The organism is Flavobacterium sp. CR10 (genome assembly GCF_055814415.1).
Window position 1 is genome coordinate 2,221,949 of sequence record NZ_CP185985.1, and the last position, 21,300, is coordinate 2,243,248.

Genomic DNA, 21,300 nt, shown 5'->3' on the forward strand with positions numbered 1-21,300 from the left:
TAGTAGCTTAGTGTCTTAGTAACTTCTATTTACATAAATAGCGCAACAACTAAATCAATTATTTTTATACCGATAAACGGAACAATCAATCCGCCTAAACCATAAATCAAAAGATTGCGTTTTAAAATGGCACTTGCCCCAATCGGACGGTATTCAACACCTTTCAATGCAAGCGGAATCAAAATCGGAATGATAATCGCATTGAAAATCACAGCCGATAAAATAGCACTTTCTGGACTGTGGAGATGCATAATATTTAAACCTTGAAGCGCAGGAATCGCAGTAATAAACAGCGCAGGAACAATGGCAAAATATTTTGCAACGTCATTGGCTATTGAGAAAGTAGTCAAAGTTCCTCTAGTCATTAAAAGCTGTTTTCCAATTTCAACAATCTCAATTAACTTGGTTGGGTCATTGTCAAGATCGACCATATTTCCAGCTTCTTTTGCAGCTTGAGTTCCGCTGTTCATGGCAACTCCAACATTTGCTTGCGCAAGGGCAGGAGCGTCGTTTGTTCCGTCTCCCATCATCGCAACCAATCTTCCTTCAGCTTGTTCTTTTCGGATATAGTTCATTTTATCCTCAGGTTTTGCTTCAGCGATAAAATCATCAACACCAGCCTTTTCAGCAATAAACTTAGCTGTAAGCGGATTATCACCCGTAACCATAACCGTTTTGATTCCCATTCGGCGTAAGCGTTCAAAACGTTCTTTCATTCCGGTTTTGATAATATCCTGTAATTCGATTACACCTTGAATTTCGTTGTTTTTGATTACTACTAAAGGCGTTCCTCCATTAGACGAAATTGAAATTACTTGTTGTGCTGTATCTTCTGGAAAAGAATTTCCAGCTTGTTGAGCAATATTCCTTGCAGCATCTTGTGCACCTTTTCTAATATTAGTTCCGTCTTTTAATACTACTCCAGAAGTTCTGGTTTCGGCAGTAAACTTGATAGTGTGCGCGATGTCAGAAGTAGTTTGTAAAAACGAGGCTTTCGTTTCACTTTTCACATCAATCATTTCACTTAACTCGAGAATACTTTTTCCTTCAGGTGTATCATCGGCAAGCGAACTCAAAACTGCTGATTTAACGAAATCATCAAAAGAAATTCCTTTTGTTGGGTAAAAATTGGTTGCTTTTCTGTTTCCAATTGTGATTGTTCCGGTTTTATCCAAAAGCAAAACATCAATATCGCCAGCAGTTTCAACAGCTTTACCAGATTTTGTAATTACGTTGGCACGTAAAGCTCTGTCCATTCCGGCAATACCAATCGCAGAAAGTAAACCTCCAATTGTTGTTGGAATTAAACACACAAACAAAGCAATAAAAGCAGCGATTGTAATAGGAGCGTTGGCATAATCGGCAAACGGTTTTAGCGTAACACAAACAATCACGAAGATTAAGGTAAAAGCCGCTAATAAAATTGTCAAAGCAATTTCGTTTGGTGTTTTCTGACGGCTCGCACCTTCAACCAAGGCAATCATTTTGTCCAAAAAGCTTTCGCCAGGTTCAGAAGTTACTTTTACTTTAATTTTATCAGACAATACTTTTGTCCCTCCAGTTACCGAAGATTTATCTCCGCCGGCTTCACGAATTACTGGAGCACTTTCTCCCGTAATGGCACTTTCGTCGATTGTAGCCAAGCCTTCAATTATTTCTCCATCAGCAGCAATTAAATCGCCTGCTTCACAAATGAAAATATCATCTTTTTTTAATGTCGAAGAACTTACATTTTTTATTTCTCCGTTAGGCAGAATTTGTCTTGCCGGAGTTTCTTCTCGAGTTTTTCTTAAACTGTCAGCTTGTGCTTTTCCTCGGGCTTCGGCAATCGCTTCAGCGAAATTAGCAAACAAAAGCGTTGTAAATAAGATTAGAAAAACAATGAAATTGTAAACAAAACTTCCCTGATCGTTTGCGCCCATTAAGATCGAAACGCAAACGGCAAACATAATGGCAGTTCCGATTTCTACGGTAAACATTACCGGATTTTTTACCATCATTTTTGGATTCAGCTTCACAAAAGACTGCAATAAAGCTTCTTTTACCTGTTTGCTTTCAAATAATGATGTGGATTTATTAGTTGTCATTTTTTTATATTATTTGGTTGACTTTTTTCTAAACAATAGAAACATAGATTTTACTTTGAGATAAAGACGTTTCACTTGCATTAATACACATAGCTATGTGTTAGAAACTAGTTTCTTTTTGGTATTCTTTTTTAGTAAAGAAAAAACTATGTTTTCTATGTGTTTAAAATATTTTCAGCATTGAAAAATGAGTTGTTATTTTAAAGTAAAGAATTCTGCCAATGGACCTAAAGCCAAAGCTGGGAAGAAAGATAAAGCAGCAATAATGGCAATCACAGCAAAAATCATTATTCCAAAAATTGAGGTGTCAGTTTTTAAAGTTCCCGCACTTTCAGGAATATATTTTTTATTGGCTAATAAACCTGCAATTGCAAGAGGCCCAATAATCGGAATGAAACGGCTCAACAATAAAACAATTCCAGTTGTGATATTCCAAAACGGATTATTATCTCCCAAACCTTCAAAACCAGAACCGTTGTTGGCAGCGCTCGAAGTGTATTCGTATAACATTTCAGAGAATCCGTGATTTCCAGGATTGTTTAACCATCCTGTGGCATTTCCGCTGAACCAATATCCCATTGCGGTATCATGCGCGGCAAAATAAGAAGCTAAAGCAGTTCCGGCTAAAATCAATAACGGATGAAGAATTGCAATAAAAGCAGCAATTTTTACTTCCCGAGCTTCGATTTTCTTCCCTAAAAATTCAGGAGTTCGACCAACCATTAAACCAGAAATAAATACAGCCAGAATAATGAAAATATAGAAGTTGAGGTAACCAACACCACATCCGCCGTAAAAGGCATTGACCATCATCGCCAATAACTGCATAGCTCCAGAGACTGGCATTGCGCTATCGTGCATACTATTTACAGAACCCGTAGAAATCACTGTTGTAGCAATGCTCCAAAATCCTGAAATAGCAGGGCCAAAACGTACTTCTTTTCCTTCCATTGCTCCAGTTGTCTGTGCAATTCCCATTTTTGCAATAGCAGGATTTCCGTTGAGTTCACTAGAGATTGTTGGAATTACCAGAAGCAAAAATCCAACGGTCATGACACCAAAAATGATGAAAGAGAATTTCCTTTTGTTAAGGAAAAAACCAAGTGCAAAAATCATTGCAAACGGTACAATCATTTGTGCCCAAAGTTCAACGGCATTAGTCAAATAAGTGGGATTTTCTAACGGATGCGCTGAGTTAGCTCCAAAAAATCCGCCTCCATTTGTACCGATATGTTTGATTGCCACGAACGCTGCAGCTGGTCCGCGAGAAACTTCAACTTGATCACCTTGTAATGTGGTAATAGTATCTTTTCCTTCAAATGTCATTGGAGTTCCACTGAATGTTAAAATGGCCGCTACAATGACAGAAAGCGGAAGTAAAATACGAGTACAGCTTTTAATTAAATTATTGTAAAAATTCCCTAGTTTATCTGTGGTTCTTTCACGCATAGCGGTAAAAACCATTACCGCAGCAGCGATTCCGACACCAGCCGAAACGAATTGCAGAAACATTAAAACCATTTGTGATAAGTACGAAACACCGCTTTCGCCTGAATAATGCTGTAAATCGCAATTCACTAAAAACGAAATGGCAGTATTAAAAGCCAAATCGGGAGTCATTGACGGATTATTGTCTGGATTTAAAGGCAAAGAGCCCTGAAAAAGCAAAACAAAGAAGCAGAGAAAGAACCAAAGCATATTGATGCTTAAAAGTGCTTTTAAGTGTTGTTTCCAGTTCATTTCTTCAGTTGGATTTATACCGCTGATTTTAAAAATAAATTTTTCAATTGGATTGAAAATCGGGTCAAGAAGTGTTTTGTTTCCCAAGAAAACTTTAGCAATATATTTCCCTAACGGAATGGCTAAAACAATGGTAAGAATAAAAATACCTATGACACCTAGTATTTCTGTGTTCATATTTTATTTGTTAGAAATTATTTAATTTTTGGGTTCTTATAAAAATAGCATCAGAACGATAAAGGCTAATGTCCATCCTGCACACGCATATAGTAATGGCAGATTTTTATTTTTATAATTTGACTTTTTCATTTTTAGAATTTTTCAGGTTTGATTAATACATAAATCAAATACACGAAAACGGCGATTGAAATAATAAATAGTGCAGTCATGATTTAGATTTTTTCAAAGAATTCAACTGATAGAAAACAAATCGCAAACAGTAAAATTGCTAAAGCGAGAAGAAGAATGGTGATCATAATTTATTTTAGATTTAAGATTGTAGATTTTAGTTTTTTTCGATTAAACAATTAAACGGTTAACCGATTAAACTTTATACCCCCGAAGCATTTATCTGCTTGATATATTCTGCTTTAAGTGTTTGGGGAAAAAGATGTGAAATATTGCAATGACGCATTTCCATAAAAGAAGAAACAGAGAAAACATATACATTAGAAATAGCGTTTTTAGTTTCGATGCTTCCAGTATTAAATAACCGTTCAGCAAGAGCTAAACATTTTTTAGCCCGAACGATATTGCCGCAGATAATTGATTTTTTAGTAATCTCGGCAAACCTTTCTGCTTGTTTATAGATTGAGGTAACTTGATTTTTCATGAGAAGGATTTTTTAATGTTTTCCTTCTTATGCCAAAAGATGTTCCGAAAAATGAAGTTAAGGTGTAAAGTGTTGGAAATAAAAGAAATGTAGTTTTGTGCCAAAAATCAGGCATAAAAAAAGCCTATCAAAATGATAAGCTTTTATTGAAATGATAAGATTGTTACGTTCCTGCAAGGCTTTCAAAACCTTGTAGGTATTCTGTATTAAAGTTTAGATATTTCAAAATATATTTAAACCTACAAGGGGTTTAAAACCTTGCAGGAGATTACGGCTGGATATTATATTCTTCCAATTTTCTATACAAAGTCGCAATACCAATTTCTAATAATCTTGCCGTTTCAGCCTTATTTCCTTTCGTATAATTTAAAACCTTTTGAATATGGAGTTTTTCAACACTCTGCATAGAGAAAGCTGACATTGGTTTCGGGTTATTTTCCGCTTGATGCTGCATTTCGTAAGGCAAAACATCTGAAGTTAAAATATCGCCACTGCTCAAAATAACAGATCTTTCGATAACGTTTTTTAGTTCACGAATATTTCCCGGCCAGGAATAATTTTCTAATTTCTGCAGAAAATCATCCCCAATCTGCAAGGCTTTTTTGTTCGTTTTTTCTGAAAACTGTTTAACGTAATAATTTGCCAAAAGCGGAATATCTTTAACTCTTTCTCGTAAAGATGGCAATTTGATTTCGAAAATATTCAAACGGAAATACAAATCAGAACGGAAACGATGTTCGTCGCTTTCTGTTTTTAAATCACGATGTGTAGCAGCAATTAATCTGAAATTTGATTTTTTTGGAGTTGTGTCACCTACGGGAATATATTCACTGGTTTCTAAAACACGCAATAATTTCGCCTGAAGATCGATTGGCATTTCACCAATTTCATCCAGAAACAAAGTTCCTCCGTTTGCTTCTTCAATAAAACCTTTTTTATCTTTTACAGCTCCAGTAAAAGCACCTTGTTTATGACCAAAAAGTTCACTTTCTAAAATCTCTTTGGTGAAAGTGCTACAGTTCAAAGCCACAAACGATTTTCCTGAACGATTGCTGTTTTCGTGAATTGCCTGAGCAAAAACTTCTTTTCCAGTTCCAGTTTCGCCCGTCAATAATACAGTCGAATCCGTTTTTGCGACTTTTTGTGCGAGATCAATAACTTGTTCGATTCCTTTTGACTTTCCAATGATAGTCGAAAAAGAATATTTATCATTAATTCGTTTTTCTAACTGTTGTACTTTTTTCTGCAATTGCACTTTTTCTACCGCTTTATAAAGAAGCGGAATAATTTTATCGTTATCGTCGCCTTTTACAATATAATCAAAAGCACCATTTTTCATGGCCTTAACGCCATCCGGAATATTTCCGAAAGCAGTCAGAAGAATTATTTCTGTTAAAGGAAAACTGTTTTTTATGTTTTGAAGAAAATCGACCCCGTTTCCGTCAGGAAGTTTGACATCACACAAAACAACATCAATTTCGGTTTGTTCCAGTTTTTTGAAACCCGATTTTAGATCTTTGGCTTCAAAAACTTCAAATCCTTCCGATTTTATAATTCTTGCCAGCAGACTTCTCAGTTTTTCTTCGTCGTCTATAATTAAAATTTTGTGTGTCATTTGCAGAGATGCTAAATCAAATTTTGGTATTTGATGTACAAATTTAGCTTTAAAATTAGTTCTCTTTTTTTATTCGGAACAAATTATTTTTTAAGACATAATCAGATTTAAAATATTTTTCAAAAAGAAATGTACTTTTAGATCGAAAAAGAACCACTAAAATTTATGTCAAAACAAATTCATTTTATAATAGCTTTTGTAATCTTTGGAAGTTTTAATAGTTTTTCAAATGGAATTATTCAAAAAGATTCTTCAAAAACGAAAACTATTTCCTTTAAAATTAAACTGAAATCAGAAAACAAAGTCGAAATAAAAACGTCGCCATTAAAATTCAACAAACATTTTGCTTATAGTTTTACACTTGATGATGGATATCGTTCGGCATATTTAACTGCTTTTCCATTGTTAAATGGCGGAAAAATCAGTAATCCTGATAAAAACGAATGGAAAATTGATCAGGGCGGAGACGGAACCACTTCAAAAGGACTTTTTTATTCGGACGGATTCGGGAATAAAATTCCGTTTAAACTCGCTTTAGCAATCAATGGCGGATCTATTCGTGATTTACCTGAAAACCGTGGACATCTTTCATGGTCTGAAATCAAAGAAATGTACAATGCAGGATGGGATATTTTGAATCATAGTTTTCATCATGCTACTAAACACGGAACGAATTATAAAACAGAAGTAACAGAAAATACAACTTCAATTAAACAAAATTTAGATTTTACAATGTCTCATTTTGTAGTTCCGGGTGGAGAAGGAGATGAGAAGTATTATTTGGAATATGAAAAAGAAGCTCTTAATAATGGACATTTTTCTGTAGCTTCTTATTATGGTACTGGTCCGGTTTATAAAGTGAATTCGAAAGTAAATTTGGATAAAATGATTTCGGCCAGAACTTTTGTATTGAGTTCAAAAGACACAACCAGTTTTAAAACAATGGATCGTTATTTAAAAGCCATAGATTCGATTGTAAAACAGCCAGAACCTGTTTGGTTTAACGAATTTACCCACGGAACAGGAAATACAAATCTTTGGAATTTAAGTTTACGTTTTCCGGATTTCAAATATTATATGACAACGCTTGCCGATAAATATGGTATAAAAGGAAACGATTCTATCTGGATGGCGCCGTGGCAGGAAGTTTACGAATATATTTGGTTAAGAGACAGAATTAAAATTGAATACAAACAAAACAAAAAAGAAGTAGAAGTAGCAATTATACTTCCAGAAATTCCGGAAACGTTTCGCCACAAAGACATTTCATTAAATATAGAAACTCCATCCAAATTTGAAATCGAATCACCAAAAGATTTGAACATACAAGATGATGGAAAAACAACTCATAAACAGATTTTGATTCAATTGAAATAAAAGTTTAGCCACAGATTTAAAGGATTAAAATGATTTTTTTGTTTGCGCTAAAAATTATCGCAAAGATTTATCTCAAATAAATAATCATTTTAATCCTTTAAATCTGTGGCAAAAAAACTTAATCGATCTCTTTTTCGTTGTCCTTTATAAAAGTATCGATATTCATTAAATACGGATCAATTACAATTCGCTGAGGTTTTGTTTTCAGTTTGATTTTATCTTCAAGTTTATTGTTTTTTACAGCGAAAGGATAACGGAAAAGCTTACCATTTTCATCATAAATTCCAATATCGATTGTAGAATCATTTAGTATTGGTGTACGTTTTCCAGTCGCATTTTCTCTGAATTTCTCAGAAACCGCTTTAAAAGAAACTTCGTAAAAGTCATTTTTTTTATGACTTTCAACCGAATTTATTTTAGAAGAATACGTAATAATCTGCTTAAACATTTCATTCAATTTAGGATGTAGTTTAGAATCAGCGACAGCATAAATTTCCTTTAATAAACTTTCAGCATCAGGAATCGGATTTGGGTATTTCGAATGATTTAGAAAATTTCGTAAAGCCAGATTTACTTTTTCTTCCCCAATTAAAACCCGAAGCTGATGCATAACCAGCATTCCTTTATCATAAGGTAAATGCGGCGTTTCGTAATTGGTTTTATATAAAGGAGTTTCGGGTTCATAACTGCGGCTGCTCAAATACAAATCGAGATGAATTTTTAAAGTTTCGAGCGCTTTTTCCAAACCATGTTCTTTTTCATATAACATCAATTCGGTGTATTGGGCTAAAGTTTCAGTCAAAATCCAGCTTCCTTCTTTTTGTTCCGGACTTATTTGCGAATTTCCCCACCATTCATGCGACAATTCATGAGCCGTCAATTGATTGATAACATCTTCTTTATCCTTGTTGTTGAGGTTGCTGTAAAACCCAAAATTCTCTTTCATAAAAACCGTTGACGGATATGAAGTCGCCGCAAATCCATCCGCGAAAGCAGAAACTTCCGCATAACGAATAGTTTTGTAAGGATATTTTCCAAAATTGTTTTGGCAATAATCTAAAGTGTTTTTTACATCTTGAATTAATTTTGAGACATTTCTAGAATGCCTTTTATCATAATAAACTTCAATTGAAATGCCTTTGTAATTCGTTTTTTGAATTTGATATTCGGCTGACGAAAAAGCAAATCGGAACGGAATTTTTCCGTTTGATTGATAATGAAAATAATTGCGATTGTCTTTTTTCCAGTTTCCAATTAAATTCCCAACTCCAATTGCAGTTTGATTTCCAGAAGTCGAAACAATAGCATCGTAACCAATAAAATCATTTGCAGCATTTGATTTCTCTTCCAATTTTTTCAACGGAGTCTGAGGTTTCAAATGTCTTTTCGTACGTTCTTTTTTACTGCTGATTTCATTAGAATCCTGATAACCGAAAAGCGGAAAATAACGGCTTATTCGCATAAAAGATCCATTTTCAATTATAGAATTAAAAGCAGTATGCCCTTTAAAAGGCGACCACGAAGATTCAAAACAAAAACTCATTTTCATTTTCTGTTGAGGTAACAAAGGCTTTTCCAATCGATACCAATAATGATGAAATGCGGAAACGTCGTCTAAGTTTTTAGCATTCGGAATTTCAACAGAAACAAGTTTCGAATTTTGATCTATATATAGGAGTAAACTATCAATAGGTTTTTTTGCATTATTGATTAATTCGTAAGTTCCTTTTACTTCATAACGATTTTCCTCAGGAAATAAATCTATTTTGCTTTTTACAGCAATAATCGTTGGCTGTACCAGATTAGTATATTTTTTAAACTGGCGCTCGTATTGTTCGCTCCAATTATTCTGATCTTCTTCAGTTAAATACGGATATTCAATATTCGTTTTATAAAAAAGATAACTTCCAAAACCAATAAAAAGAAGAGTTCCGAAACCCAAAATCGCTTTTTGAACACTATTAAATGAATTTCTGCGAAAGGTTTTTACAATTGAAGCATTACGTTTCCATAAAATTCCAGTCAAAGTCAAAAGTACTAAAGCCAAACCCAGATTGTAAAACATCTTAATATGAAACGGAAAAGTATAAGCTCCAAAGCCATTTAAATCAAAATATTCTCTTTTGAAAGAATCTCCAAATCGGAATAATGGATGCGAAATTCCCAGCTGTTCGCCAATTCCGGTACAAAATAAAATACAGATAAAGGCAGAAACGGCCAATCCTAAATATTTGTTTTTGACGAAAGTCTGAATCGCAATTATTAAAATCGAAATCAACAACAACGGAAATCCGAGATAATAGAACAAAGAAAGATAAAGACCAATTTCGATTGGAGCATTTGAATTGATAATCTGAAATCCGCATCCAATCAAAATACTGATACTAATGAGGAGTAACGGAATAATAAAAAGCGCCGTTAATTTTGCCATTAAAACGGTAAACTGAGAATAAGGTGCAGTATTTTCCAGCATTTCAAATCTCGAATTCTCACTTCGATTTACTAATTCATTGCTGTAAAATAAGAGAATTAAAGTCAGGATAAACGGAAGGCGATCCATTATGGTAGAAATCATCAAAGCCGTATCGGTAATTTTTTCTGCCAATCTGATTCCACCGTCAATTTCATCTGAAATCTCAATCATTAATAATCCTGAAAGTAAAATTACAATCAGTAAAAATGGAATCCCTTTTAGAACCAAATAAATATCCATTTTCAAATTGCTTTTAAAAACAGCCCAATTATGTTTTGAGGTTTTAGATTGCTGTTTTGGAATTGTGACAGAATATGTTTTTGTTTCTTTTGTGTTGTCTTTACCCAATTTTACCTTTTTAGTTTTTGATTTTCGGAATGAAAACAATTTATATGAAACAAAAATCAGAAGTAATGAAACGTTAATCCACAAGATTCGATTGAATAAAAAGTTGCCCGAAAGTGAAATCAGTTGGGTGTTTTTTTCAATTGATGTCCAATATCTCGTTTGTTCCAAAAAAGCAGCCAAACCAAACGGATCTATTTTTGCTGCCAAAGACATCGCTTTCGCGGAAGACGGAGAAGCATTTGCAAATAAAGGCGAATTAGAAAAAATCGAACCCGCTATATATAATATGTAGATTAATAAACCGCCGACATAAATAAAAAGTTTACTTCTCGTAAGCCAAGCCAAAGCTGTCAATATCGAAAGACACAGAAAAATATTTGGAATCACAATTACCAAATAAGGCCAGAGATAATTGAGAATTTTAAAAGGACCAATTTCACTTTCAGAAAGCCAAGACATTTGATGCCCAATAATCATTCCGAGGATAAACATTCCAAATGAAACTACAGCAATACTAAAAGCCGTAATAAATTTGCTTCCCAAATAATGAAACTTCGAAACAGGAGAAGAAAAGATAATAGAATCGAACTTGGATTCGTATTCTCTTAAAAAACTTTGCGCTGCCTGAAGCGTAATCGAAAATATCGTCATCAGCGAAATCAAACCAATCGCATACGTAAGCACATACGGACTATTTTTGTAAGCACCCGAAAAAGAGAAATTCGCAAAAGCGCTCACAAAAAATCCTAAAACCAAATAAATAATAAATGTGGCATAAAATGTCCAGTTTCTGGTATTGTTATGCCATTCAAATTGAATTAATTTAGAAAGCATAACTCTAATTTTTAAATTGATTTTGACCTAAAACACTGAAATAAACATCACTTAAATCTGGCGAAATCAATTCAAAACCAGAATCTGGCTGATATTCTGAGAAAACATGAATATTAATTTTTCCTGAATTTAAATGAGAAGAAATAATATTGAAGTTCAATTTATGATCTTCTAATTCCGATTTCTGAATTGCCTTCGTCCAGATTTTACCTTTTAAAGTTTCGATTGTCTCATTAGGTTTTCCTTCGAGAATCAATTTCCCGTTAGAGATAATAGCCATTTTTGGACACAAGTCACGAACGTCTTCTACAATATGAGTAGATAAAACCACAATAATGCTTTCTCCAATTTCGCTCAGCAGATTATTAAATCGGTTTCTTTCTTCCGGATCCAATCCAGCTGTTGGCTCATCCACAATAATAATCTTCGGATTTCCCAGTAAAGCCTGAGCAATTCCAAAACGCTGACGCATTCCACCAGAGAAAGAATGAACCGCTTTGTCTTTATGCTGTAATAAATTGGTTTGCTGCAGCAAATACAAAATCTGATCGTGTCGTTCCTTTTTATTAATAATTCCTTTCAAAATGGCCAAATGATCGAGTAGACGATAAGCAGAAATTTTAGGATAAACACCAAATTCCTGAGGAAGATATCCTAGATTTTCTCTGATAAACATTGGATTTTCGAGAATATTAATTCCGTTAAACTCGATAATTCCCGAAGTGGGTTCCTGCAAAGCTGCAATGGTTCGCATTAAAGTCGATTTTCCGGCGCCATTTGGTCCAAGCAAGCCAAACATTCCGTTTGAAATTTCAAGGGATAAATGGTCAATCGCTTGTGTGCCGTTCTCATACGTTTTGCTGAGATTTTTGATTGATAAACTGTTCATTTTTTGATTGATTTTTGATGATGATATAAATGATGATTTGAAATTTCTAGGCAATAAGAGTCCTGTCGGCCTCAAAAAGCCGATTTTTAGGTTCAGAAAATTTGATTTAAAAGAAAACTACTCGCTTACATATTCTAAAATATCACCAGGCTGGCAGTCTAGGATTTTGCAAATAGCTTCGAGAGTATCAAATCGAATACCTTTTGCTTTTCCAGTTTTTAGAATAGATAAATTAGCAGGTGTTATATCTAATTTCTCTGCCAATTCTTTACTCTGCATCTTGCGTTTGGCAAGCATTACATCAACATTTACAATTATTGGCATAGCTATATAAATAAGTCTTGTTCGTTTTGAAGGTTTAAACCTTGTTTAAAAATGGCAGCTAAAATATAAGCAAAAGCGCCAAGCATTCCGTGCAATATGATAAAAAGTGCCACTTCATTATCTAAAGGAACAAAGAAGAAAGCAAAAAATATAACAATACTCGGAATGAATAAATTGGATAAATAAAAGCGTTTTAAGTGCAAAACTCCATTTTGAGTAAATAATTTTGGCTGAAAGAAAATCTTAAAGACATTACTACTCAGTAAAAAGAAAAGTCCGTAAAGACTTAGCGGAGCCAAAAAATCAAAGAGAATATACGGCAGATTGTAATCGCCCAACATTACAGGATGCGTAGTAAACGGATAACAAACCTGAAAATACTTTCCGTTATCTTTAAATGTTAGAAATAACCCTGTAACTAAAGTAAAAACCGAGTAAGCGGCCAAGAAAAAATAAACTACAGCCAAGAATCGGGTAAAATAAAACAATATTCTAGAAACAATGTGAGTAGTCTTCATACAATGAAAAATTAAATTGATATTGCAAATGTATAATTAATTATTGTAAAACAATAATTAATTATTAAAAAATAGTTATTTGGAAAGAATTGAGAATATTATAATTCTATTAACATTAGAAAACAAAAGGCATTCGCATAAATGGCTTAATTTTGCATTTTAGCCTTAAATTATATGAAAAAACCAATTTCAGTCTCAATATTAGAGCTTGCAATTATCACCCAAGATAGTAACGCAACAGAAACATTCCAAAAAACAAAAGACATAGCGCAATTAGCCGATAGATTAGGGTACAAGAGAATCTGGCTCGCAGAACACCATAATATGGCACACGTTGCAAGTACTGCAACTGTGGTTTTAATTGGTTATGTAGCAAGTCAAACCGAAAATATCCGCGTAGGCTCTGGCGGAATCATGCTTCCAAATCATTCTCCTTTAGTAGTGGCAGAACAATTTGGAACTTTAGAAACTCTTTATCCAAACCGAATCGATTTAGGTTTAGGAAGAGCGCCGGGAACAGATCAGCCAACAGCCGAAGCCATTCGAAAAGACTTTTTTGAGCAAGCACAACGTTTTCCGCAAAATGTAAGCAAGCTTCAGGAATATTTTTCAAGCGAAAACGCCACAGGAAAAGTTCGAGCATTTCCAGCCGAAGGGCTAAATGTCCCAATCTGGATTTTAGGGTCAAGTATGGATAGCGCAGCTCTGGCAGCAGCGTACGGATTGCCTTATGCTTTTGCTGGACACTTTGCGCCAAAATTAATGATCCAAGCGTTTGAATTTTACAGAGAAAATTTCCAGCCATCAGAATATTTAGACAAGCCGAAAACAATGGCATGTGTAAATATCATTGCCGCCGATACAAATGAAGAAGCAGAATTGCTATCGACAAGTTTGTATCAAATGTTCCTAAATCTAATTAGAAATGATCGTAAAGGATTGCAACCTCCAGTTTTATCGCTAGACGATATCATGAATGAAGCAGAACGTTTCCATGTAAATCAAATGACAGCAGGAACCTTCACAGGAAACAAAGAACAGCTAGTAACCGATTTGAAAAAGTTTGTTGACTATGCCCGAATCGACGAGCTAATGGTGACAAGTCCAATCTTCGATCACCAAGCAAAACTAAAAAGCATTCAAATCACCAAAGACGTAATAGACGCTTTGAATGAATAGTACATATAATATAGTTTATAAGTTATACTTATATATATAAGAGTAAATCTCGGTTACAACCCGACAGGTTTTCAAAACCTGTCGGGTTTATTTGTATAGGTATGTTTGCAATCAAATTCCCGTTTTTCCGTAGAGATGCACTGCAGTGCGTCTTATGCTCGACATATATAAGGGTAGTTTTTGAAATTAGGTTTTTTTTAGGAGCTTTTTCCCGCTATGCGCTTCAATCTTTTGGGGCCGAACCCCGGCCCCAAAAGGATTTCCGCTCCTATCGGGGCTAGGGGTTGGGTTTTCAGATGAAGATTTTTTGTAAAGCTTGGCGTCTTTAGGGGCCGAAAAGCGGAAAAAACAGGCTTCGCGCCCTAGCGCCTTTGCGGCAAAACAGCCCGATTCCGGGGGTAACGAAGAAAAGCCTTACGTTCTGTGAAAAATATCAGAAATGTAAACTCCTTGTTATGAGAAGGTTATGGATTGGCGGGAAAAAAGATTGAAAAAAGTCTGGGAAAAGTGTTGGAAAAGCGGAAAAAGGCACTACTTTTGCACCCGCAACGGCGAAAAGCGCTCTTAGACATTCCGGCAGTCTGATCACATTTTAAGGAAAGAGATTTTCGAAAAAAAGATTGAAAAAAGCTTGCGGGAAAAGAAAAAGCTTTTTACATTTGCACCCCGCAAAACACGGAAGCTCATTGAAGGATTGGAAGAAAAACGGAAAAGATGAGGCGATAAGAAAGCTTCAAAAATTTTTCAAGTTTTTCTTGCGAGAAACAGAAAGAAGTTTTAGTTTTGCACCCGCTTTGAAACACAAGCGGAAAAAGAAAAAGACACGTTCGTAGACATATTGAATTGACAGCCGTTTTGAAAGAGATTTCAAAACAAAATAGAATAAGAGTAATGGAATCGAAAGATTTTTAAAAGAACCGATAGCAAGGCGTCGCATATACATTATTAAAATATACGATGAAGAGTTTGATCCTGGCTCAGGATGAACGCTAGCGGCAGGCTTAACACATGCAAGTCGAGGGGTAGAGTTCTTCGGAATTTGAGACCGGCGCACGGGTGCGTAACGCGTATGCAATCTGCCTTCCACAGAGGGATAGCCCAGAGAAATTTGGATTAATACCTCATAGCATAACCGGACCGCATGGTTCGGTTATTAAAGTCACAACGGTGGAAGATGAGCATGCGTCCCATTAGCTTGTTGGTAAGGTAACGGCTTACCAAGGCAACGATGGGTAGGGGTCCTGAGAGGGAGATCCCCCACACTGGTACTGAGACACGGACCAGACTCCTACGGGAGGCAGCAGTGAGGAATATTGGTCAATGGGCGCAAGCCTGAACCAGCCATGCCGCGTGCAGGATGACGGTCCTATGGATTGTAAACTGCTTTTGTACGGGAAGAAACACTCCTACGTGTAGGAGCCTGACGGTACCGTAAGAATAAGGATCGGCTAACTCCGTGCCAGCAGCCGCGGTAATACGGAGGATCCAAGCGTTATCCGGAATCATTGGGTTTAAAGGGTCTGTAGGCGGTCTTGTAAGTCAGTGGTGAAAGCCCATCGCTCAACGGTGGAACGGCCATTGATACTGCAGGACTTGAATTATTGGGAAGCAACTAGAATATGTAGTGTAGCGGTGAAATGCTTAGAGATTACATGGAATACCAATTGCGAAGGCAGGTTGCTACCAATGGATTGACGCTGATGGACGAAAGCGTGGGTAGCGAACAGGATTAGATACCCTGGTAGTCCACGCCGTAAACGATGGATACTAGCTGTTGGGGGCAACTTCAGTGGCTAAGCGAAAGTGATAAGTATCCCACCTGGGGAGTACGAACGCAAGTTTGAAACTCAAAGGAATTGACGGGGGCCCGCACAAGCGGTGGAGCATGTGGTTTAATTCGATGATACGCGAGGAACCTTACCAAGGCTTAAATGCAGACTGACCGATTTGGAAACAGATCTTTCGCAAGACAGTTTACAAGGTGCTGCATGGTTGTCGTCAGCTCGTGCCGTGAGGTGTCAGGTTAAGTCCTATAACGAGCGCAACCCCTGTTGTTAGTTGCCAGCGAGTAGTGTCGGGAACTCTAACAAGACTGCCAGTGCAAACTGTGAGGAAGGTGGGGATGACGTCAAATCATCACGGCCCTTACGCCTTGGGCTACACACGTGCTACAATGGCCGGTACAGAGAGCAGCCACCCCGCGAGGGGGAGCGAATCTATAAAGCCGGTCACAGTTCGGATCGGAGTCTGCAACTCGACTCCGTGAAGCTGGAATCGCTAGTAATCGGATATCAGCCATGATCCGGTGAATACGTTCCCGGGCCTTGTACACACCGCCCGTCAAGCCATGGAAGCTGGGGGTGCCTGAAGTCGGTGACCGCAAGGAGCTGCCTAGGGTAAAACTGGTAACTAGGGCTAAGTCGTAACAAGGTAGCCGTACCGGAAGGTGCGGCTGGAACACCTCCTTTCTAGAGCCCAAAGTGTTAGCCGGAAGGCACGCTTGGGAAATAAGATGCCTGTTTTAGGTTTTGGATCGTGAAATTGCATTACTCTTGCTGTTAATTTAAAGAAATAAACTTTTAAGTAAAAAAAAACAGAGTCTCGTAGCTCAGCTGGTTAGAGTACTACACTGATAATGTAGGGGTCGGCAGTTCGAGTCTGCCCGGGACTACTTTTTAAAGCTTGAAGAGAAGGAAATTCTAGAGTTGAAGCGTTATGAATCTTAATTCATAATTCATAATTCACAATTCATCATTAGATTTGGGGGATTAGCTCAGCTGGCTAGAGCGCCTGCCTTGCACGCAGGAGGTCAACGGTTCGACTCCGTTATTCTCCACGAAGCTGCCGTAAAAACGGTAGGTAAAAGTTCATTGACATATTGGGATAAGAAAATAATAAGAAAGTAGAAAGCGTTTTTATCGGCAATGATAAAAACAAAAAAAACGGTCTTGTTCTAACAGGCAAGATTGGTGCAATAAGCAAAATAAGGGCGCATGGGGGATGCCTAGGCTCTCAGAGGCGATGAAGGACGTGATAAGCTGCGAAAAGCTGCGGGGACGGGCACACACCGATCGATCCGCAGGTATCCGAATGGGGCAACCCGCTATATTGAAGATATAGCACACCGATAGGTGGGCAAACCCGCTGAACTGAAACATCTAAGTAGGCGGAGGAGAAGAAAACAAAAGTGATTCCGTAAGTAGTGGCGAGCGAACGCGGATTAGCCCAAACCGGCATTGTTACGGCATTGCCGGGGTTGTAGGACCGCGACATTTCATGCGCAAGGAACCGGAAGCTTCTGGAAAGGAGCGCCATAGAGGGTGACAGCCCCGTATGGGCAACGAGCGTAATGGATAGCGGCATCCTGAGTAGGGCGGGGCACGTGAAACCCTGTCTGAATTCGGCGGGACCATCCGCTAAGGCTAAATACTCCTGAGAGACCGATAGTGAACCAGTACCGTGAGGGAAAGGTGAAAAGAACCGTGAATAACGGAGTGAAATAGATCCTGAAACCATGCGCCTACAAGCGGTCGGAGCCCTTTCGTGGGGTGACGGCGTGCCTTTTGCATAATGAGCCTACGAGTTAACGCTGCTGGCAAGGATAAGTGGTTAAGCCATGGATCCGCAGCGAAAGCGAGTCTGAATAGGGCGCTTTAGTCAGTAGTGTTAGACGCGAAACCGTGTGATCTACCCATGGGCAGGTTGAAGCTGTGGTAACACACAGTGGAGGACCGAACCGGTTGACGTTGAAAAGTCTTCGGATGACCTGTGGGTAGGGGTGAAAGGCCAATCAAACTCGGAAATAGCTCGTACTCCCCGAAATGCATTTAGGTGCAGCGCTGATAATAGTTATATAGAGGTAGAGCTACTGATTGGATGCGGGGGCTTCACCGCCTACCAATTCCTGACAAACTCCGAATGCTATATAATGTTTTGCAGCAGTGAGGGCTTGGGTGCTAAGGTCCAAGTCCGAGAGGGAAAGAACCCAGACCATCAGCTAAGGTCCCCAAATATATGCTAAGTTGAAAGAACGAGGTTTGTCTGCCCAGACAGCTAGGATGTTGGCTTGGAAGCAGCCATTCATTTAAAGAGTGCGTAACAGCTCACTAGTCGAGCGGACGAGCATGGATAATAATCGGGCATAAGCATATTACCGAAGCTATGGATTTGCATGTATGTGCAAGTGGTAGGGGAGCATTCTGACAGGGCTGAAGGTGTATCGTAAGGTATGCTGGACCGGTCAGAAAAGAAAATGTAGGCATAAGTAACGATAATGCGGGCGAGAAACCCGCACACCGAAAAACTAAGGTTTCCACAGCTATGCTAATCAGCTGTGGGTTAGTCTGGACCTAAGGCGAACCCGAAAGGGACAGTCGATGGCCAACGGGTTAATATTCCCGTACTTCTTATTGCTGTGATGGGGTGACGGAGTGATGAAAGCGCCGCGAACTGACGGAATAGTTCGTTAAAGCACCTAGCTATAGGCTCTCTAGGCAAATCCGGAGAGTTTGGTGAAATGCGATAGTACTCGGAGTCTTCGGACAAAGAGATAGTGCGCCTAAGGGCTTCCAAGAAAAACCTCTAAACTTCAGGCAGTAAGAACCAGTACCGTAAACCGACACAGGTAGTTGAGGAGAGAATCCTAAGGTGCTCGAGAGATTCATGGCTAAGGAATTAGGCAAAATAGACCTGTAACTTCGGGAGAAAGGTCGCCCCGAGCAATCGGGGCCGCAGTGAAGAGGTCCAGGCGACTGTTTATCAAAAACACAGGGCTCTGCAAAATCGCAAGATGAAGTATAGGGCCTGACACCTGCCCGGTGCTGGAAGGTTAAGAGGAGATGTTATCTTCGGAGAAGCATTGAATTGAAGCCCCAGTAAACGGCGGCCGTAACTATAACGGTCCTAAGGTAGCGAAATTCCTTGTCGGGTAAGTTCCGACCTGCACGAATGGTGTAACGATCTGGACACTGTCTCAGCCATGAGCTCGGTGAAATTGTAGTAACGGTGAAGATGCCGTTTACCCGCAGTGGGACGAAAAGACCCTGTGCACCTTTACTATAGCTTAGTATTGACCTTGGATAAATGATGTGTAGGATAGGTTGGAGACTGTGAAGTGGCGTCGCCAGGCGCTGTGGAGTCATTGTTGAAATACAACCCTTTGTTTATCTGAGGCCTAACCCCGTGTTGCGGGGGACAGTGCTTGGTGGGTAGTTTGACTGGGGTGGTCGCCTCCAAAAGAGTAACGGAGGCTTCTAAAGGTTCCCTCAGTACGCTTGGTAACCGTGCGTAGAGTGCAATGGCATAAGGGAGCTTGACTGAGAGACATACAGGTCGATCAGGTACGAAAGTAGAGCATAGTGATCCGGTGGTTCCGCATGGAAGGGCCATCGCTCAAAGGATAAAAGGTACGCCGGGGATAACAGGCTGATCTCCCCCAAGAGCTCATATCGACGGGGGGGTTTGGCACCTCGATGTCGGCTCGTCACATCCTGGGGCTGGAGAAGGTCCCAAGGGTTGGGCTGTTCGCCCATTAAAGTGGCACGCGAGCTGGGTTCAGAACGTCGTGAGACAGTTCGGTCTCTATCTACTGCGGGCGTTAGAAATTTGAGTGGATCTGATTCTAGTACGAGAGGACCGAATTGGACTAACCTCTAGTGTATCTGTTGTCCCGCCAGGGGCACCGCAGAGTAGCTACGTTGGGAAGGGATAAGCGCTGAAAGCATATAAGCGCGAAACCCACCACAAGATGAGATTTCTTTTAAGGATCGTGGAAGATGACCACGTTGATAGGCTACAGATGTAAAGGCAGTAATGTCACAGTCGAGTAGTACTAATAATCCGTAAGCTTATGCACAGACTTTTCCTCCCCGCCCTGCGGGGAGGAAGGAACTTTCTTAACTAGAAAAGCTTATTTGTTTCTTTATCCCAGTATGTTAAAATATTGTCTGATTGATCATTAACAATTCACAATTGATAATTAACAGTCGGAAGCTGCTTGCAGCGAATAGCCTTAAGGTGGTTATTGCGGCGGGGCTCACCTCTTCCCATCCCGAACAGAGAAGTTAAGCCCGCCTGCGCAGATGGTACTGCAGTCATGTGGGAGAGTATGTCGTCGCCTTTCTTTTGAAAACCCCGTTTCGTTGGAAACGGGGTTTTCTGTTTTTATATGGTTTTGGAATGCTAAACTTAAACGGAAGTATAAAATCTAGTAAAAATCACTATTTATAGTGATTTAAAAGAACAAGAATAGGAGTACTTTTGTATTAAATTGTCATGTAAACGAGGTGTATCAAACTATATTTTTGGAGAATTAAATTGATGTTATCATGCAATTTTAATTTGATTAAAATCAGATTCTTATTACTTGCTCGAATAATTAGTATAAGCATTGGGGAGCTTTACTTTTGTTCGAGCTTAGTAATATAGTTTAGTCAGATATAATTTAATCAACTAAACCATTTTCGACTGCGTATTTTACAAGACCCGCCGTATTCTTAGCATTTAGTTTAGACAATAAATTACGGCGGTGCGTATTTACGGTATTTAAACTAATAAACGTTTTTTCGGCAATTTCTGCCGTATTATACTCATGTGCAATCAGCACCAGAATTTCTTTTTCTCTCGAGCTGAGTTCGGTTAAATTTGAAACCTGTTTTTCAATTCGAGAACTATTCGAAAGGTGCTTTTCTTCCAACTCTTCCGCAAAATAATTTTCTCCCGAAGCAATTGTATTAATAGCCTTTAAAAGCTCTATTTTTTCAGCATTTTTCAACAAATATCCATTCACCCCAATTCGAATTAGTCTCGAAATAACCATCACATTGCTGTGTGTGCTTACAATCAATATTTTGACATTTGGATACTGTTTTTTGAGGATTTTACTCAATTCAATTCCGTCCATTTCAGGCATGCTGATATCCAAGATAATAAAATCAACAATTCCCTTTTTAACGATTTCGAGCGCTTCAATTCCGTTTGCCGCTTTGTCAATAACGGTAATATTAGGTTCCTGTTCCAAAAGAGCAATAATTCCCTGAAGAAACATTGTATGATCGTCGGCAATAAGTAAGTTAACTGGGTTCAT

12 protein-coding genes, 2 tRNA genes and 3 rRNA genes are annotated in these 21,300 nt (G+C 38.2%); 7 read left to right on the forward strand and 10 right to left on the reverse strand.

Going from position 1 to position 21,300, the window contains the following annotated elements:
• Window positions 1-29: 29 nt before the first annotated feature.
• The 5 genes from kdpB to ACNRYB_RS09985 form a co-directional block, all read right to left on the reverse strand.
• Window positions 30-2,087, reverse strand: coding sequence for a potassium-transporting ATPase subunit KdpB (gene kdpB / locus ACNRYB_RS09965; RefSeq protein WP_473729959.1), 2,058 nt, complete (start codon window positions 2,085-2,087; stop codon window positions 30-32).
• Window positions 2,088-2,282: 195 nt separating this feature from the next.
• A complete protein-coding gene (gene kdpA, locus ACNRYB_RS09970; RefSeq protein WP_473729960.1) occupies window positions 2,283-4,004 on the reverse strand; it encodes a potassium-transporting ATPase subunit KdpA in 1,722 nt (573 codons plus the stop codon).
• Window positions 4,005-4,138: 134 nt separating this feature from the next.
• The gene (gene kdpF / locus ACNRYB_RS09975) at window positions 4,139-4,216 is read right to left on the reverse strand and encodes a K(+)-transporting ATPase subunit F (protein WP_073099479.1); all 78 of its coding nucleotides are present in this window, start codon (window positions 4,214-4,216) and stop codon (window positions 4,139-4,141) included.
• A 161-nt stretch (window positions 4,217-4,377) separates the two neighbouring features.
• Window positions 4,378-4,659, reverse strand: coding sequence for a DUF7674 family protein (locus ACNRYB_RS09980; RefSeq protein WP_132989583.1), 282 nt, complete (start codon window positions 4,657-4,659; stop codon window positions 4,378-4,380).
• Window positions 4,660-4,927: 268 nt separating this feature from the next.
• Window positions 4,928-6,274 carry a sigma-54-dependent transcriptional regulator gene (locus ACNRYB_RS09985; RefSeq protein WP_473729961.1) on the reverse strand — a complete coding sequence of 449 codons (1,347 nt, stop codon included), beginning with the start codon at window positions 6,272-6,274 and terminating at the stop codon, window positions 4,928-4,930.
• Between the two features lie 165 nt (window positions 6,275-6,439).
• Between ACNRYB_RS09985 and ACNRYB_RS09990 the strand changes: the two genes are divergently transcribed.
• The gene (locus ACNRYB_RS09990; RefSeq protein WP_473729962.1) at window positions 6,440-7,651 is read left to right on the forward strand and encodes a polysaccharide deacetylase family protein; all 1,212 of its coding nucleotides are present in this window, start codon (window positions 6,440-6,442) and stop codon (window positions 7,649-7,651) included.
• A gap of 118 nt (window positions 7,652-7,769) precedes the next feature.
• Here ACNRYB_RS09990 and ACNRYB_RS09995 read toward each other — a convergent pair whose 3' ends face one another.
• From ACNRYB_RS09995 to ACNRYB_RS10010, 4 genes are all read right to left on the reverse strand, one after another.
• Window positions 7,770-11,306 carry an ABC transporter permease/M1 family aminopeptidase gene (locus tag ACNRYB_RS09995; protein WP_473729963.1) on the reverse strand — a complete coding sequence of 1,179 codons (3,537 nt, stop codon included), beginning with the start codon at window positions 11,304-11,306 and terminating at the stop codon, window positions 7,770-7,772.
• Window positions 11,307-11,310: 4 nt separating this feature from the next.
• Window positions 11,311-12,195, reverse strand: a complete 885-nt coding sequence (locus tag ACNRYB_RS10000) for an ABC transporter ATP-binding protein (RefSeq protein WP_473729964.1) — start codon at window positions 12,193-12,195, stop codon at window positions 11,311-11,313.
• A 117-nt stretch (window positions 12,196-12,312) separates the two neighbouring features.
• Window positions 12,313-12,519 carry a helix-turn-helix domain-containing protein gene (locus tag ACNRYB_RS10005; RefSeq protein ID WP_008466864.1) on the reverse strand — a complete coding sequence of 69 codons (207 nt, stop codon included), beginning with the start codon at window positions 12,517-12,519 and terminating at the stop codon, window positions 12,313-12,315.
• Window positions 12,520-12,521: 2 nt separating this feature from the next.
• Complete coding sequence (locus ACNRYB_RS10010) at window positions 12,522-13,037, reverse strand: DUF2975 domain-containing protein (RefSeq protein ID WP_473729965.1); 516 nt, start codon at window positions 13,035-13,037, stop codon at window positions 12,522-12,524.
• A gap of 174 nt (window positions 13,038-13,211) precedes the next feature.
• On the opposite strand from ACNRYB_RS10010, the gene ACNRYB_RS10015 reads away from it, so the two are divergent.
• The 6 genes from ACNRYB_RS10015 (at window position 13,212) to rrf (ending at window position 20,337) form a co-directional block, all read left to right on the forward strand.
• Window positions 13,212-14,216: an LLM class flavin-dependent oxidoreductase gene (locus ACNRYB_RS10015; protein ID WP_473729966.1), complete on the forward strand. Its 1,005-nt coding sequence runs from the start codon at window positions 13,212-13,214 to the stop codon at window positions 14,214-14,216.
• 954 nt (window positions 14,217-15,170) lie between these two features.
• Window positions 15,171-16,684 (forward strand): 16S ribosomal RNA (locus tag ACNRYB_RS10020).
• Between the two features lie 129 nt (window positions 16,685-16,813).
• Window positions 16,814-16,887, forward strand: a tRNA-Ile gene (locus ACNRYB_RS10025).
• Window positions 16,888-16,978: 91 nt separating this feature from the next.
• Window positions 16,979-17,052: transfer RNA gene (locus tag ACNRYB_RS10030), tRNA-Ala, on the forward strand.
• Between the two features lie 135 nt (window positions 17,053-17,187).
• Window positions 17,188-20,070, forward strand: a 23S ribosomal RNA gene (locus ACNRYB_RS10035).
• A 157-nt stretch (window positions 20,071-20,227) separates the two neighbouring features.
• Window positions 20,228-20,337: ribosomal RNA gene (gene rrf / locus ACNRYB_RS10040) — 5S ribosomal RNA — on the forward strand.
• The 16S, 23S and 5S rRNA genes sit together here with 2 tRNA genes alongside, the layout of an rRNA operon.
• 321 nt (window positions 20,338-20,658) lie before the next feature.
• Here rrf and ACNRYB_RS10045 read toward each other — a convergent pair.
• Window positions 20,659-21,300, reverse strand: a complete 642-nt coding sequence (locus ACNRYB_RS10045) for a response regulator transcription factor (RefSeq protein WP_473729967.1) — start codon at window positions 21,298-21,300, stop codon at window positions 20,659-20,661.